Below are 16,425 nucleotides of genomic sequence, written 5' to 3' on the forward strand. Positions count from 1 at the left end.
ACAACTACAACAACTACAACAACAACACAACTAACCTAATTGTTTAAACGAATTAATTTTTATGATTCCAAAAGTAACCCAAGAAACAATCGATTTGGGAGATGGGAGAACCATCTTAATCGAAACCGGTAAATTAGCCAAACAAGCAGACGGTTCTGTAGTAGTAAGATTAGGCGACTGTATGCTTTTAGCTACAGCCGTTTCCGCCAGAACTTCTAACCCCGGAGTAGATTTTTTACCATTAACGGTAGATTACCGTGAAAAATTTGCCGCCGCAGGACGCTTTCCGGGAGGTTTTTTCAAAAGAGAAGCACGTCCAAGTGACAGCGAAGTATTAACCATGCGTTTGGTGGACCGTGTATTGCGTCCGTTATTCCCGGATGATTACCACGCTGAAACTCAGGTGATGATTCAATTAATGTCGCATGACGAAAATGTGATGCCTGATGCTTTAGCCGGACTGGCTGCTTCAGCTGCTTTGGCTGTTTCCGACATTCCTTTCTACAACTTAATTTCAGAGGTACGTGTAGCCCGTGTTGACGGAAAATTAGTCATCAATCCAAGCAAAGCCGATTTAGAGAGATCTGATATCGACATGATGATTGGTGCTTCAGCCGACTCTGTTTGTATGGTAGAAGGTGAGATGAAAGAAATCTCAGAAGCAGAAATGGTAGAAGCCATCAAATTTGCTCACGAGGCCATCAAAGTTCAAATCCAAGCACAAGAAAGATTGAGAGCTGCTGTAGGCTCCCCTGCTTACAGAGAATATGAAGGCGAAAAAGAAGATGAAGCTATCTACAAAAAAGTAAAAGCAGCGTCTTACGACAAATATTACGCTATTGCTCAGGAAGCTTCAGCTAAAAGCGAAAGAGGCGAAAAATTTGCAGCGGTTAAAGAGGAAGTGAAAGCCTTATTCACAGAAGAAGAATATGCCGAAAATCCGGATTTAGCGGAATTGGTTGGCAAATACAACTACAAAACACAGAAAGAAGCAGTTCGTAACGTAATCCTTGAAAAAGGCATCCGTTTGGACGGTAGAAAAACAACCGAAATCAGACCTATTTGGTGTGAAACTGATTACTTACCATCAGTACACGGTTCGTCTTTGTTTACCCGTGGAGAAACACAAGCTTTGGCTACCGTTACTTTGGGAACATCCAGAGAAGCCAACCAAATCGACTCGCCATCTGAACAAGGTGAAGAAAAATTCTACTTACACTATAATTTTCCGCCATTCTCAACCGGTGAAGCCAAACCTTTAAGAGGAACTTCGCGTAGAGAAGTAGGTCACGGAAATTTAGCACAACGTGCTTTAAAAAACATGATTCCTGCCGATTGTCCTTATACCATTCGTGTAGTATCTGAAGTTTTAGAATCTAACGGTTCCTCTTCTATGGCTACCGTATGTGCCGGAACTATGGCGTTAATGGATGCCGGAGTTCAAATGGTAAAACCGGTTTCCGGAATTGCCATGGGATTGATTACCGACGGTCAAAAATTTGCGGTATTGTCAGATATCTTAGGAGATGAAGATCACTTAGGTGACATGGACTTCAAAGTAACCGGAACCAAAGACGGTATCACCGCTTGTCAAATGGACATCAAAATCGATGGTTTGCGTTATGACATCATGGAACAAGCTTTAGACCAAGCTCGCGAAGGTCGTATGCACATCTTAGGCAAATTAGTAGAAACCATTGCTACGCCAAGACCGGATGTTAAAAAACACGCTCCTAAAATCATTATGAGAACCATTCCTGGCAACTTCATTGGTGCCTTAATTGGTCCGGGTGGAAAAGTGATCCAAGAATTACAAAAAGCTACCGGAACTACTATCGTAATCAACGAAGTAGACGAACAAGGTGTTGTTGAAATCTTAGGAACTGATCCGGACGGAATTGCAGCAGTATTGGCCAAAATCGATTCTATCGTTTTCAAACCTGAAGTAGGTGAAGCTTACGAAGTGAAAGTGGTAAAAATGCTCGACTTTGGTGCTGTAGTAGAATATACTAAAGCTCCAGGCAATGAAGTATTATTACACGTTTCCGAATTGGCATGGGAAAGAACTGAAAACGTTGCTGATGTGGTAAAAATGGGCGATGTATTTATGGTTAAATACTTAGGTATCGACCCTAAAACCCGCAAAGAAAAAGTATCGAAAAAAGCCCTTTTACCAAGACCACCAAGAGACGAAAATCGTCCTCCGAGAGAAGATAAAAAAGACGCTCCAAAGGGTTAATCCAATTCAAATATTAATTCATAACAAATCCCGATTCAAAGCAATGAATCGGGATTTTTATTTTTTTTACTTTTTTTGTAACTTTTTGATTCCTCCTTGCGTACAACAACCCGAACACTTTAAAGAAAAGGAGAACATCAATGAGACAGCTCAAAATCACCAAGCAGGTTACCAATCGTGAAACCGCATCCTTAGACAAGTACCTACAAGAAATCGGAAAAGTGGATTTGATTACCGCTGACGAAGAAGTGGAATTAGCTCAACGCATCAAAGCCGGAGATCAAAGAGCCTTAGAAAAGCTAACCAAAGCCAATTTGCGTTTCGTTGTTTCCGTGGCTAAACAATACCAAAACCAAGGGTTAACTTTACCCGATTTGATTAACGAAGGAAATTTAGGATTGATCAAGGCTGCTCAACGTTTTGACGAAACCCGTGGATTTAAATTTATTTCTTATGCTGTTTGGTGGATTCGTCAATCCATTCTTCAAGCTTTGGCCGAACAATCTCGTATCGTTCGTTTACCACTTAACAAAATCGGTTCTATCAATAAAATCAATAAAATGTACGCTTTATTAGAGCAATCTAACGAACGTGCTCCTTCTGCTGAAGAAATTGCCAAAGAGTTAGACATGACCGTAAATGACGTAAAAGAGTCCATGAAAAACTCGGGACGTCATTTATCTATGGACGCGCCTTTAGTGGAAGGTGAAGATTCTAACCTATACGATGTATTGCGTTCGGGTGAATCACCAAATCCGGACCGCGAATTGATCCACGAATCATTGCGTACCGAAATTGAAAGATCTTTGGAAACCTTAACACCACGTGAAGCTGACGTAGTTCGCTTATACTTTGGGCTAGGCGACCAACACCCAATGACGTTGGAAGAAATCGGAGAAACTTTCGATTTAACCCGCGAACGTGTTCGTCAAATTAAAGAAAAAGCAATCCGCAGATTAAAACATACTTCCAGAAGTAAAATTTTAAAAACATATTTAGGATAATCCTAATAACCGCAACAACAGTCTGATTAACTGTTCGTTTTTTGATTGATGATTGAAACTCCGGCTGATTACCGGAGTTTTATTTTTTAATGTATTGGCATCGAATTCAAGATTGAATAAACAAGCTTAAGCTATTATACCTGAAGCCCACCGGGCTTCCTCCTCTTAATATCAAATGGCTGATTACCGGAGTTTTATTTTTTTGGCGTGCCCTTTCAGGTCAGGCTTTCGGCTTTATCTTTTTTGTCACACTGAGCACAATCGAGGCGCTATTTCTTCAAAAAAGGATACCGCCTCAATCCTTCACGCAAACCCTGTTGCAATACAACCAAAACTGCTCCATACAACTTCCGAAAAAAACCTTGCGAACTTTGCAGTTAAAAACCTAATTTTGCAACAACAACACACAACTGAGTCCAATGAAAAACACACTTATTGCTCCATCCGTTTTAGCCGCTGATTTTGCCAATCTGCAACGCGACATCGAAATGATCAATGCCAGCGAAGCCGATTGGTTTCACATCGACATTATGGACGGCGTTTTTGTCCCCAATATTTCTTTCGGTATGCCGGTTTTACAAGCCATTACCAAACACGCTAAAAAAACAATAGATGTGCATTTGATGATTGTCGACCCTGATCGATATATCAAAACTTTTGCTGCTTTAGGAGCTAATATACTAACCGTTCATTATGAAGCGTGTATTCATCTACACAGAACCTTACAAGCCATCAAAGCCGAAGGCATGAAAGCCGGTGTAGCTTTAAATCCACATACCAATATAAGTTTATTGGAAGATGTTATCAAAGACATTGATTTGGTTTGCTTAATGAGCGTTAACCCGGGATTTGGCGGACAATCCTATATTGAAAACACTTACTCAAAAGTAGAAAAACTAAAGGACCTAATCATCCGTAAAGGCGCTTCAACCCTAATTGAAATTGACGGCGGCGTAACCGATAAAAATGCCAAACAATTGGTACAATCAGGTGCTGATGTTTTGGTGGCCGGCAGCTATGTTTTTGGCGCTCAAAACCCAACGCAAACCATAGCCGATTTGAAAAAAATCACAGCTATATAGTCGTTTCAAAGAGAATTTCTTACAATCAGTTTAGAGTTATTTTTAACACTCAACTTTGAGTTGGTGTTGATCATATGCGCTAAAATTTTTCCCATTTCATTAAAATCCGTGGAAATAGTTGTAATGCCGTTCTCTACTACTTTCTTTAGCGAAGTATCGTTATAGGAAATGATGCCGTAATCCAGACCTAAAACCAATTTTTGAAGCTTTGCTTGTTCTATGACATTCACTAAATGTCTGTCATTGGGAATGATAAACAAACTTCCTTTCCGGATTTCTTCACGCTCAAAAGTCGACACCACTTTATAGGCACAACGGTTCTGTACACAAAAGTTCACAAAACCGCGGACCATACCGATAGGTTCTTTCTCTCCTGGAAAAATCAAAATCAATTCGCTGTACTTTTTCACCTTATCCAGTCCTAAAGTCAACGCATCATACATATCCGTCACAAAGTCTTGGTAAACCGCAGGAAACTCTTTGAACATCTCATTGGTTTGATCTAAAACATAGGTGTCATTCAAAGGCAATGACTTAACAACATCAACAGGGATTTCTAAATTGGAAGGCATAATGATATACTTGGAATAATTCCCTTTGCTTTCCTCAACCAACTTTTTAAACATCTCCAAGTTAAAATGATGAAAGAAAATATCAATTTGAAAATTCTTATTCACGTGATATAGAAAAGAAGTATACAAATCTTCCTTAAAAGCATTCAATTCATCAAAAAGCAAAAAAATACGTTGTTCCAAAGTAAACGCAACACTCTTTACATAGTAACCTTTTCCCAAAACAGCGTAAATAATGCTCCGTTTTTTCAATTCCTCATAAGCCAATAAAACGGTATCTCGAGAAATAGAAAACTCCAAGCTGACTTTATTCACGGATGGCAACTTATCTTCTCTTTTTAACCGCTTTTCCGCTATAGCCATCTCTATTGACAACACAATTTGCTTGTATTTGGGCTGAGCCGACTGATTGTTTATAGTAATGATTTTCATTCCAATACAATTAACTGGTGGTAAGGTACAAAAAAACCGGTAGGTAGTGGTATGGATGCAAAAGATAAAATTATACTTTCGTTATAAGATTGATAAAAAAAACATGTTTAAAAACCATATTTCACAAAATTACCCGGGTCTAAATGGGAAATTCTTCGGGTTGACACCCGAGAATCAAGAGGTGTTTTGCTACACTTTAGCCAATAAACAGGGTATGGAAGTGAGTATAATTAATTATGGAGCCACAATAACTTCTGTAAAAATTCCAAACCCATCAGGATCAAAAACCGATGTAGTTTTGGGCTTTGACAAATTAGAAAATTACATCAAATCGTTCGGCTTACCGAGCGCACCGTATTTGGGAGCCGTAGTTGGCAGGTACGCAGGCAGGATAAACAAAGCTTCTTTTATATTAAACGGTGAAAAAATTCAATTGACCCAAAACCACAATGCGCATCAAATTCACGGTGGTGAAAGCGGTTTCAGTCAAAAAGTATGGACAGTAAAACACATTCCTTCAAATGAAAACCAATCCATCACTTTAGAATATTTGAGCTGTCATAAGGAAGAAAATTTCCCGGGAGAGCTAACAGTGAACATAACTTATACCTTGACTGAACAAAACGAACTGATGGTCGACTTTTCAGCAAAATCTACCGAAGATACCATAGTAAACCTCACTCAACACAGTTACTTTAATTTAAATGGTCATCAAGAGGACATCAACCACCAAAAGGTTACCATCAATGCCGATACTATACTGGAAACCACAGATGAATTAATTCCAACCGGAAAATTTATCACTTTAAAAAATCACACTTATGATTTTTCAGAGCCAAAAGAAAGTCCTGTCATTATTGACAATACATTTGTTTTAAACAATCATAATGCAGCTACATTGTATGGTGAAAAATCAAAAATTAAAATGACAGTTATCACCAACCAACCCGCTGTTCACGTTTACGTCGGCGGCAACTGTTTTGGACAAATAAAAGGCAAAGAAAATGCTGATTATCATTCAACAAGCGGGATTTGTTTTGAAGCCCAAAACTTTCCCGACGCACCCAATCACAGTCATTTTCCAAGTGCTATTTTAAAAAAAGACGAGTGTTATACTCATCAAACTATATTCAAATTTGAAAATCAATTGCCATGAAAAAGTTATTATTTGTACTATTATCCATTTCATTTTTTTCTTGTTCCTCCGACAATAACTCTGAACCGCAACCGCCGGTTGACACCGATGTTTTTATCAGAGGTGCTGACATGTCTTATCTTCCTTTAATTGAAAGCGAAGGTACCGTTTACAAACACAACGGTGTCAATCAAGATCCAATTACAACACTCAAAAATGCCGGTTGTAACGCTATCAGAATTCGCTTGTGGCAAAACCCATCCGATGGGCATTCGGGCATGGCTGAAGTAAAAACCTTTGCCCAAAGAGTCAAAGCCGCTGGCTTAAAAGTTTGGCTAACAGTACACTATTCAGACACTTGGGCAGATCCGGCGCATCAAACCAAACCTGCTGCCTGGCAAAGCTTAACTTTCAGCAGTTTAAAAACGACTGTTATTGATTACACCAATTTAGTAATGACTGAAATCAATCCGGACATCATCCAAATCGGAAACGAAACCAACGACGGTATGCTTTGGCCGGAAGGGAAACTTTCTACTAATGAAACTCAATATTTAGAGCTCGTTGCTGCCGCCAGTACGGCCATCAGAAGCAAATCAACAACGGCAAAAATCATGTTACATCATGGAGGATTATCCGGTTCTGATTGGTTTTTCAGCAAAGTAGCCAACATCGATTACGATTACATCGGTCTTTCCTATTACCCGATATGGCACGGCACCAGTTTAGTAACACTTCAAAACACCATCAATACTTTGGGACAATTGTACAATAAAAAAGTAATCATAGCAGAAACTGCCTATCCTTTTACTTTTGATTACAACGATTACACTAATAATATCATTGGCTTGCCAAGTCAAATACTACCGGCTTTTCCGGCAACTACAACAGGTCAAAAAGGATTTCTTTCTTCTATCAAAAATACCATCTCGCAAAGCAATTACGGTTTAGGGTTCTGTTATTGGGGCAGCGAATGGGTTGCGTTTAGAGGACCAACATCTACCAACGGATCTTCCTGGGAAAATCAAGCTTTATGGGATTTCAACAACAATTCGCTTCCGGCTATGGAAGTATTTAATGCAGAATAATGATGACAGAAAAACTGTTTAGTCTTTTAGCAATACTACTATCAAATTTACTCTTAGCGCAACACAAAGAAAGTGTTTTCGCTAAAGGCGCAGATGTAGGCTGGCTACCGCAGATGGAAGCTACCGGATACAAATTCTTTGACAACAACGGTAAAGAAACAGATTGTTTGCAATTACTGAAAGACTTAGGCATGAACTCGATCCGTTTAAGAGTTTGGGTTAATCCGTCCGATGACAAAGCCAGTGGTCATTGCAGCAAAGAGGAAACCATAGCCATGGCATTGCGCGCTCAAAAAATGGGTTTCCGCATCATGATTAACTTCCACTACTCCGATTCTTGGGCTGATCCGGCCAAACAATTCAAACCCAAAGCTTGGGAAAAACATTCTTTTACCGAATTATTAAACGATGTTTACAACCATACTTTTGACGTTATCAATGCTTTAAAAGTGGCCGGTGTTACCCCCGAATGGGTTCAAGTGGGCAACGAGATTCCCGGCGGCATGCTTTGGCCTGATGGCAGCACCGCCAATTGGCCACAACTCGGACAGTTATTAAACAAAGGTTACGATGCCGTAAAAGCTGTTGATCAAAACATCAAAGTTATAGTACATGTAGATGAAGGTAATAACAACGAAAAATTCAGAACCTTCTTTGATAATGCCACAGCCCAAAAAGTAAGATACGATGTGATTGGATTATCGTATTATCCGTATTGGATTAAAAAAGACTACACTGAAACCATAGCCGATTTACAATTTAACCTAAACGACATGGCTCAACGTTACGGGAAAGAAGTGATGATAGTGGAAGTGGGCGGTGAAGACGATAAAGTGCAAAACACTTACGAATTATTGACTGCTACCATCAAAGCCGTTAAAAACGTTCCTAACAACAAAGGAATCGGTGTACTTTACTGGGAGCCGCAAGGCGCCAGAAGCTGGAGTCATTACGCTTTAAGTGCTTGGCAAGCCGACGGCAAACCTTCTCCGGCATTGAACGCTTTTAAAGAAAATTAATCGCAATGAAAAACTTTCAAAAACAATACCTCACCGTCTTATTGTTGGCACTGAGTTTTATAACCTCAGCACAGCAAAAAATCAGTCTCGATGACAATTGGAGATTCCACTTCGGCCATGCGGCTAATCCGGACAAAGACTTTGATTATGGCAACAAACTACTCTTCCACAAATCCAATGTGTTTGAAACTACGGTAGTCAACCCTAAATTCATCGACACTACTTGGCGTAAAATCAACGTACCACACGATTGGGTGGTCGAATTGCCATTTGTAAAATCTACTACGCATGAAATGGATACGCACGGCTACAAACCGATTGGTAGTGCTTATCCTGAAACCAGTATCGGTTGGTATAGAAAACATTTTTCCATTGATAAAAAAGACGAAGACAAACGTTTTGAACTGCAATTTGATGGCATTTACAGAAATGCGGCCATTTGGATTAACGGCTTTTATGTCGGCACCAATTTCAGCGGCTATCTGGGCAATACTTATGATGTGACCGATTTCATGAATTTTGAAGGCGATAATGTAATCGTTATTCGCGTTGATGCTACCCAAGCCGAAGGTTGGTTTTACGAAGGTGCCGGAATCTACCGTCACGTTTGGTTAAACATCACTAACAAAGTTTTTATCCCGGAAGACGGCATTTTTGTGCATTCAGAAATCAACGGCAAAAATGCAGTAACCACTATTGAAACTACTGTTCAAAATAACTACTTAAGAAAATCCGATGGCATCGTTTACAGTTACATAACCGATAGAAACGGGAAAATACTGGCCAAGACTTCGGATCAAAAAATCAACTTAGGTATCCGAAAAGAGGTTACCCTAAAACAGAAAGTAAACCTGAGCAATGTGCGTTTATGGTCTGTGGATGATCCTTATTTGTACAAAGTCATTACCGTTGTAAAGTCAGGTAACCAAATTGTACATCAAACTAAAACCCGATTTGGTATCAAAAATGTGAGATTTGATGCCAAAGAAGGTTTCTTTTTAAACGGAAAACACCTTAAAATTCAGGGCACCAACAACCACCAAGACCACGCCGGTATTGGCAGCGCCCTTCCCGATTACTTGCAATATTACCGCGTAAAATTGCTAAAAGAATTAGGCTGTAATGCTTACAGAGCGAGTCACAACGCCCCAACTCCTGAATTATTAGAAGCCTGCGACAGCTTAGGTATGTTAGTCGTAGATGAACAACGTTTGCTCAATAGTAGCCCGGAGTACCTCGACCAATTCAAACGACTGATTAAACGCGACAGAAATCATGTTTCCGTGTTTTTATGGTCTATTGGTAACGAAGAACAAAACATCCAAGGTAATGACTACGGGAAGAAAATCGCACAGACGCTCTTGACCATACAAAAAGAATTAGATCCAACCCGAACCAGCACCTACGCTGCTGATATGGCGAATGATTTTAAAGGTGTTAACGAGGTCATCCCGATTCGCGGTTTCAATTACCGTGAATACGCTGTAACCGATTACCACAGAGACCATCCCAACCAACCTTTATTAGGCACAGAAATGGGAAGTACCGTAACCACCCGCGGCATCTATGAAAAAGATGTAATCAGAGCTTATGTCCCCGACCAAGACATTACCCATCCGTGGTGGGCAAGTAAAGCCGAAACTTGGTGGAAACTTGCTGCCGAAAACAACTACTGGTTGGGCGGATTTGTTTGGACCGGATTCGATTATCGCGGCGAACCAACGCCTTACAAATGGCCAAACATCAGTTCCCATTTCGGCATTATGGATGTGTGTGGCTTCCCGAAAAATATTTACTACTACTACCAGAGTTGGTGGACTGATAAAGATGTTTTGCACATTTCCCCTCATTGGAACTGGCCGGAAAAAGTAGGCCAACCTATAGAAGTTTGGGTCAATTCCAATGCCGAGGAAGTAGAGCTTTTCTTAAACGGCAAAACCTTAGGCAAAAAAATCATGCCGAGAAACAGCCACCTCAAATGGCAAGTCAAGTACGAACCGGGCACGCTCGAAGCTATCGGTTACAAAAGAGGCAAAAAAATCAACTCAAAAATAGAAACCACAGGAACACCTTATAAAGTTATGTTAACCACTGATAAAACTATCCTGAACGCGGATGGGAAAGACGCCACCGTTTTCAACGTATCCATAGTAGACGATAAAGACCGAGAAGTACCGGTTGCCGATAATATGGTGAAATTTCATTTGTCTGGCGATGCCAAAATTATTGGCGTAGGTAACGGAGATCCAAGTTCACACGAACCTGATAAATGTGCGGAAGGCGCTTGGCAACGCAGTGCTTTTAACGGGAAATGTCAAGTGATTGTTTTGGCCGGAAAAACACCGGAAACCCTTACTTTAGAAGCCAAGTCTAACGGATTAATTTCGGCATCCGCCACGATTCAAACGCGATAATGAAGAAAAAACTCGTCCAACACACTACGGAACACTTTAAAAAAGTATTTCAAAAATCACCCGAATACCTTTTCCTTTCACCGGGAAGAATTAACATCATTGGGGAACACGTTGATTACAATGATGGTTTTGTAATGCCGGCAGCCATTAACAAATACGTTTGCTTTGCTGTCTCTAAAAACAGTGATACGGCCTTTACCCTTATTGCCCAAGACCTAAACGAAGCCTATCAATTTAAGGTAACCGACGACCTAAAACCGGTAAATCAAATGTGGGTGAACTACATTTTAGGCGTACTGCACCAACTCAAAGCCAAAGGACTAAACCAAGGTTGTTCCATCGTTTTTAGCAGTACTATTCCCATGGGCTCAGGATTGTCATCTTCTGCAGCTTTGGAATGCGGCATTGCTTATGCCATGAATAAAATATTTGATCTAAAATTAACCAAACAAGATATTGCTCTCATCGGGCAACAATCAGAACATACTTTCGTTGGCGTAAACTGCGGTATCATGGACCAATTTGCCTCGGTATTCGGCAAAAAAAACAGCGTCATCAAACTCGATTGCAACACTTTGGAATACGATTATTTCAAAGCCGATTTCAAAAAATATTCACTTCTCTTATTAGACAGCAATGTCAAACACACCCATTTGACATCGGGTTACAATGACCGAAGACAAGAGGTAGAACAAGGCCTAACCATCATCAAACAATATTTCCCGGAAGTAAAAACCTTTCGAGATTGTACCGAAAAAATGGTGTTGGACCTTAGAGAGTCTTTGGGTGAAACCATTTTTAAACGTTGTCATTTTGTAGTCAATGAAATTCAAAGAGTACGCGATGCCGCTATCGCTTTAAAAATTTCCGATTTCAAAAAATTGGGAGAACTGATGTCAAAAACTCACCAAGGCCTTTCAAAAGATTACGAAGTGAGTTGTGCCGAAATTGACTTTTTAGTCGGTGCTGCGCAACAAGAAAAATCGGTTTTAGGGGCTCGAATGATGGGCGGTGGATTTGGGGGCTGTTCCATTAATTTGGTCGAAAGAGGAACCGAAAACACCTTAATCGAACGCATTTCAACGGCTTACCGTAGTCAATTTGGCATCAAATTAAAAGCGTATAAAGTTAAAATTTCAAAAGGCACAACAGAGTATAAAAATTAAACAGGGCGTTACCCTTCGGCCTGCCTTGAGCCTGCCGAAAGGGGTCGGGCTTTCCGCACTCGCTTTTTTGTCTTGTCATCCTGAGCCTCTCGAAGGACAAAACAAAAAGAGCTCAAACAAAGCTGCAATCCCTAACGCAAACAAAAACAACATGCAACAATTTAACCATAACGAACACCCACACAGAAGATACAATCCGTTACTCGACGAATGGATCTTGGTTTCGCCCCATCGCGCCAAAAGACCTTGGCAAGGTCAAAAAGAAACAGTCTCCGAAGAGCATCGTCCCGAACACGACAAGGAATGTTATTTGTGTGCGGGGAATGTACGTGCCAACGGTGTTAAAAATCCAGATTACGCCGATTGCTATGTGTTTGAAAACGACTTTTCGGCCTTGCTCAGCACTGAAGTTAATTTTGAAAGCAAAGCACCATCGCTCTTCCAATTAAAACCGGAACGCGGGATCAACAAAGTAGTTTGCTTTTCGCCCAAACACAATCTTACTTTACCCGAAATGGAAGTCGAGGCCATCGAAAAAGTGGTGCAAACTTGGAAAGCACAATACCTCGAATTGGGCAGTCACGATTTTATCAACTACGTTCAAATTTTCGAAAACAAAGGCAGTGTAATGGGTTGCAGCAATCCGCATCCGCACGGTCAAATTTGGGCGCAATCCTCATTGCCAACCCAAATCGAAAAAACCCAAAAAAACCTGCGTGCTTATTACGAAAAAAACAAAACCAGTTTACTTAAAGACTATCTGGAACAAGAATTAATGTACCAAGAACGCGTCGTTTTAGAGAATGAGCACTTTGCTGTTTTGGTTCCGTTTTGGGCCACTTGGCCTTATGAAACCGTGATCATCTCTAAAAGACATTTCAGCAACATCATTGCTATGACGCAAGAAGAAACCAAAGCTTTTGCCGAAATCATCAAGAACATCACAGTAAAATACGATAATCTTTTTGAAACGTCTTTCCCTTATTCTTCCGGCATTCATCAAGCACCAACCGACAGAGTAGCGCACCCGGAATGGCATTTTCACATGCATTTTTATCCGCCTTTGTTGCGAAGCGCCACTGTAAAAAAATTCATGGTTGGCTACGAAATGCTCGGTGAAGCACAACGCGATATTGCTCCGGAACAGAGTGCCAAAATTTTAAGAGACTTACCTAACCAACATTATAAAACCAAAACCACTTAGTATGCAAACTTTAGCCACCCAAGACTACATTGTTTTCTTCGCGTATTTCGTCATTATTGTCGGCTACGGCATTTGGATTTACAACCGCAAAAAGAAAGCGCAAACCAGCAGTAACGATTACTTCTTAGCCGAAGGTTCACTGACTTGGTGGGCCATTGGTGCATCGTTGATTGCCAGTAACATCAGTGCCGAACAATTCATCGGGATGAGTGGCAGCGGTTTCAAAATGGGATTGGCGATTGCTACTTACGAATGGATGGCTGCGGCAACCTTAGTAATTGTTGCCGTTTTCTTTATGCCGGTATATTTGAAAAACAAAATTTTCACCATGCCACAATACCTTAACAAACGCTACAACAGCAATGTAGCGATGATAATGGCGGTATTTTGGTTGCTGCTTTATGTATTGGTAAACCTAACTTCTATATTGTATTTAGGCGCTTTAGCTATTAGCAGTATTTCGGGATTGAATATCACTTTCTGTATGGTATTTTTAGCCTTCTTCGCAGTGATGATTACGTTGGGCGGCATGAAAGTGATTGGTTACACAGACGTCATTCAAGTCTTCTTTTTGATATTAGGCGGCTTAGTAACCACTTATTTAGCTTTAAATTTAGTGGCTACAGAATTTGGTTCCGAAGGCGTTATCAGCGGGTTTAATTTGATGCGAGAGAAAGCCGATGACCATTTCCACATGATCTTCGACGCTTCAAATCCGAATTATATGGATTTACCCGGTTTGTCGGTATTAATTGGTGGGATGTTGATCATTAATCTGAATTATTGGGGTTGCAACCAATACATCACGCAAAGAGCTTTGGGTGCCGACTTAAAAACAGCTCGCGGAGGCATTTTATTTGCGGCTTTCTTAAAATTATTAATGCCTGTAATCGTTGTCTTACCCGGAATTGCCGCTTATGTTTTATACCAAAACGGCCATTTTCAAACCGAGATGTTACAAGACGGCAGTGTAAATCCCGACCGCGCCTATCCAATTTTGTTAAACTTATTACCCGTTGGTTTAAAAGGTTTGTCTTTTGCTGCCCTAACAGCGGCCATCGTAGCCTCTTTAGCAGGGAAAGCCAACAGTATTGCCACCATATTCACTTTAGACATTTACAAAGAAAAAATCAATGTTATAGCCGATGAAAAGAAATTAGTAAACATTGGGAAACTAACCATCATTACCGCGATGATCATTGCTGTGGCTGTAGCGCCGTTTTTAGGGATTGATAAAAAAGGCGGTTTTCAATATATCCAAGAATATACGGGCTTTGTTAGCCCCGGCGTTTTTGCCATGTTTATCCTGGGCTTCTTTTGGAAAAAAACCACCTCAAATGCCGCACTTTTTGCTACCATTGGCGGATTCTTGATGTCGATATTTTTCAAGTTCATGCCGTCATTTACAGATTTGTCATTTTTACATCCGATGGGATTTGCCGTACCAAATGCTGAAGGTGTTTACGAAATGCCGTTTATTGACAGAATGGGATTCGTCTTTGCACTTTGTGTAATAGGGATGTATTTGATCAGTATTTATGAAAACAAAAACGGAGTCAAACCAAATGGTTTGGAAGTAGACAAAACAATGTTTAGAATGTCGCCAAGCTTTACCGTTGGGATGTTAGTAATAGTTTCTTTACTAGCGGCTTTATACACTTTGTTTTGGTAATCCTTAATGCTTATGATTGAGCATTTTGCTCACCAATTGAAACAATTCGGGGAACTGTAATTTAAACTCGTTGGGCGTTTCAAAATAATGTTCGATGATGACCGAGATAAATTCAAATTGGTTGGTAAAAGCATAAATGCGAAAATACTCCGAATCAATTAAGCGTTGGCGATTGGGCGGATGGTTTACTTGCTCATGGAGCTTATCATAATGCTTTCTAAAGGCTAAAGAACTGCCGTCGTTGCTTCTTAAGCTATGGTGGTGAATAACATGCGAAAACTCGTGTATCCCGAGATTAAGATTGTCGTTATTCACTTGATAGCCTTCTGTAAAATGCTTCCAAGAAAAAACTACTGCTTTCATCCGTGGATTGAACTCTCCTTTATGATAATCCTCTGAATGCTTAGAATAATATTCCTCAGGATAGATGATGATTTTATCAAAGGCATCCACTAAATAACGTCGCATTCCGAAAGTCAGCATAACATAAGTACCGGCAACTAATGTTTGGACTTCTTGCGTTATTTGAAAATCTTCTCTGGGGATAAACTCATATCGTTCGATAAAAGAAGCCATTCGATGGTGAAAATAGGTTTTGTGCTTATCCGAAAGCTTCTGATAAAAGTCGAACTGTTGTTTCAAGAAAAACTCCTGTTGTGGCGTTATCGATTTGGGTTTTAGATATAAGTGAATATAAAGTGGTTTTTCAAAAAGGGCAATGCTGAGATCGTCCAGCAAACTAATCAAAAACATTCCTGTATAGATTAACAACGAACCCAATATAAAAAGGACAATAAGGGCTATAAAAAGTTCCATTGGCTAAAGATATAAAAAATGCCCAAGAGTTGCCTTGAGCTTATTAAGTGACCGCGAAGGGATTTTGCGAAGCAAAATTCTAAGTTCCGCTTTGAAAAGCATAGAAGAGCGCAAAAGCGCTTTTCTAATACCTGACAGCCACCGGCTGTCCTCCTTTTAATTTCAAATCTCAAAGCTCCGCTTTGAAAATACAATAGCCAAGAAAATGCTCAAGCAAGCTTGGACATAAGGATTTTGCTGCGCAACATCCCTCAAAGCTCCGCTTTGAAAATACAATAGCCAAGAAAATGCTCAAGCAAGCTTGGACATAAGGATTTTGCTGCGCAACATCCCTCAAAGCTCCGCTTTGAAAATACAATAGCCAAGAAAATGCTCAAGCAAGCTTGGACATTTTCTTGGCTATTGTATTTATTCGTGACCGCGAAGGGATTCGAACCCCCAACCCTCAGAGCCGAAATCTGATATTCTATCCAGTTGAACTACGCAGCCTTTATTTATTTGAGATTGAGGATTCTTGGATTAAGGATTTAAAAAAATCCTAATTCCTAATTCCTAATTCCTAATTCCTAATTCCTAATTCTT

At 40.2% G+C, this 16,425-nt stretch carries 12 protein-coding genes and 1 tRNA gene; 10 read left to right on the top strand and 3 right to left on the bottom strand.

From position 1 onward, the window contains the following. Positions 1–61 precede the first annotated feature (61 nt). The 3 genes from ACJG85_RS00635 to rpe all read left to right on the top strand — a co-directional run bounded on the left by ACJG85_RS00635 (position 62) and on the right by rpe (position 4,325). Positions 62–2,239: a polyribonucleotide nucleotidyltransferase gene (locus ACJG85_RS00635; protein ID WP_409676682.1), complete on the top strand. Its 2,178-nt coding sequence runs from the start codon at positions 62–64 to the stop codon at positions 2,237–2,239. A 140-nt stretch (positions 2,240–2,379) separates the two neighbouring features. Then, positions 2,380–3,243: a sigma-70 family RNA polymerase sigma factor gene (locus ACJG85_RS00640; RefSeq protein ID WP_026711939.1), complete on the top strand. Its 864-nt coding sequence runs from the start codon at positions 2,380–2,382 to the stop codon at positions 3,241–3,243. Positions 3,244–3,662: 419 nt separating this feature from the next. Beyond that, positions 3,663–4,325: a ribulose-phosphate 3-epimerase gene (rpe, locus tag ACJG85_RS00645; protein WP_412464586.1), complete on the top strand. Its 663-nt coding sequence runs from the start codon at positions 3,663–3,665 to the stop codon at positions 4,323–4,325. A gap of 5 nt (positions 4,326–4,330) precedes the next feature. On the opposite strand, the gene ACJG85_RS00650 is transcribed toward rpe, so the two are convergent. Continuing rightward, a complete protein-coding gene (locus ACJG85_RS00650; RefSeq protein WP_412476694.1) occupies positions 4,331–5,329 on the bottom strand; it encodes a GntR family transcriptional regulator in 999 nt (332 codons plus the stop codon). Positions 5,330–5,432: 103 nt separating this feature from the next. Between ACJG85_RS00650 and ACJG85_RS00655 the strand changes: the two genes are divergently transcribed. The 7 genes from ACJG85_RS00655 (at position 5,433) to ACJG85_RS00685 (ending at position 15,027) form a co-directional block, all read left to right on the top strand. Continuing rightward, the gene (locus ACJG85_RS00655) at positions 5,433–6,485 is read left to right on the top strand and encodes an aldose epimerase family protein (protein WP_412476695.1); all 1,053 of its coding nucleotides are present in this window, start codon (positions 5,433–5,435) and stop codon (positions 6,483–6,485) included. Continuing rightward, positions 6,482–7,552 (top strand): glycoside hydrolase family 53 protein, encoded by a 1,071-nt coding sequence (locus ACJG85_RS00660; protein ID WP_409676668.1) that lies wholly within the window; start codon positions 6,482–6,484, stop codon positions 7,550–7,552. Before ACJG85_RS00655 ends, ACJG85_RS00660 begins: the two co-directional genes overlap by 4 nt. After that, positions 7,552–8,571, top strand: coding sequence for a glycoside hydrolase family 53 protein (locus ACJG85_RS00665; RefSeq protein WP_409676665.1), 1,020 nt, complete (start codon positions 7,552–7,554; stop codon positions 8,569–8,571). Before ACJG85_RS00660 ends, ACJG85_RS00665 begins: the two co-directional genes overlap by 1 nt. 5 nt (positions 8,572–8,576) lie before the next feature. Next, entirely contained in the window at positions 8,577–10,985 is a 2,409-nt protein-coding gene (gene galA / locus ACJG85_RS00670) for a beta-galactosidase GalA (RefSeq protein ID WP_412476696.1), read from the top strand. Further along, a complete protein-coding gene (gene galK, locus ACJG85_RS00675; protein ID WP_412476697.1) occupies positions 10,985–12,151 on the top strand; it encodes a galactokinase in 1,167 nt (388 codons plus the stop codon). The genes galA and galK overlap by 1 nt, the downstream gene beginning before the upstream one ends. A gap of 151 nt (positions 12,152–12,302) precedes the next feature. Continuing rightward, positions 12,303–13,355, top strand: a complete 1,053-nt coding sequence (locus ACJG85_RS00680; protein WP_412476698.1) for a UDP-glucose--hexose-1-phosphate uridylyltransferase — start codon at positions 12,303–12,305, stop codon at positions 13,353–13,355. A gap of 1 nt (position 13,356) precedes the next feature. Continuing rightward, on the top strand, positions 13,357–15,027 hold the full coding sequence (locus ACJG85_RS00685) for a sodium/sugar symporter (RefSeq protein WP_409676653.1): 1,671 nt from the start codon (positions 13,357–13,359) through the stop codon (positions 15,025–15,027). Positions 15,028–15,030: 3 nt separating this feature from the next. On the opposite strand, the gene ACJG85_RS00690 is transcribed toward ACJG85_RS00685, so the two are convergent. Together ACJG85_RS00690 and ACJG85_RS00695 are read right to left on the bottom strand one after the other, a co-directional pair. Next, a complete protein-coding gene (locus ACJG85_RS00690; protein ID WP_409676650.1) occupies positions 15,031–15,843 on the bottom strand; it encodes a zinc-dependent peptidase in 813 nt (270 codons plus the stop codon). Between the two features lie 415 nt (positions 15,844–16,258). Next, a tRNA-Arg gene (locus ACJG85_RS00695) sits at positions 16,259–16,332 on the bottom strand. Between the last annotated feature and the right edge of the window lie 93 nt (positions 16,333–16,425).

Origin of the sequence: Flavobacterium mekongense (assembly GCF_047038255.1) — a bacterium.
Taxonomy (GTDB): domain Bacteria; phylum Bacteroidota; class Bacteroidia; order Flavobacteriales; family Flavobacteriaceae; genus Flavobacterium; species Flavobacterium mekongense.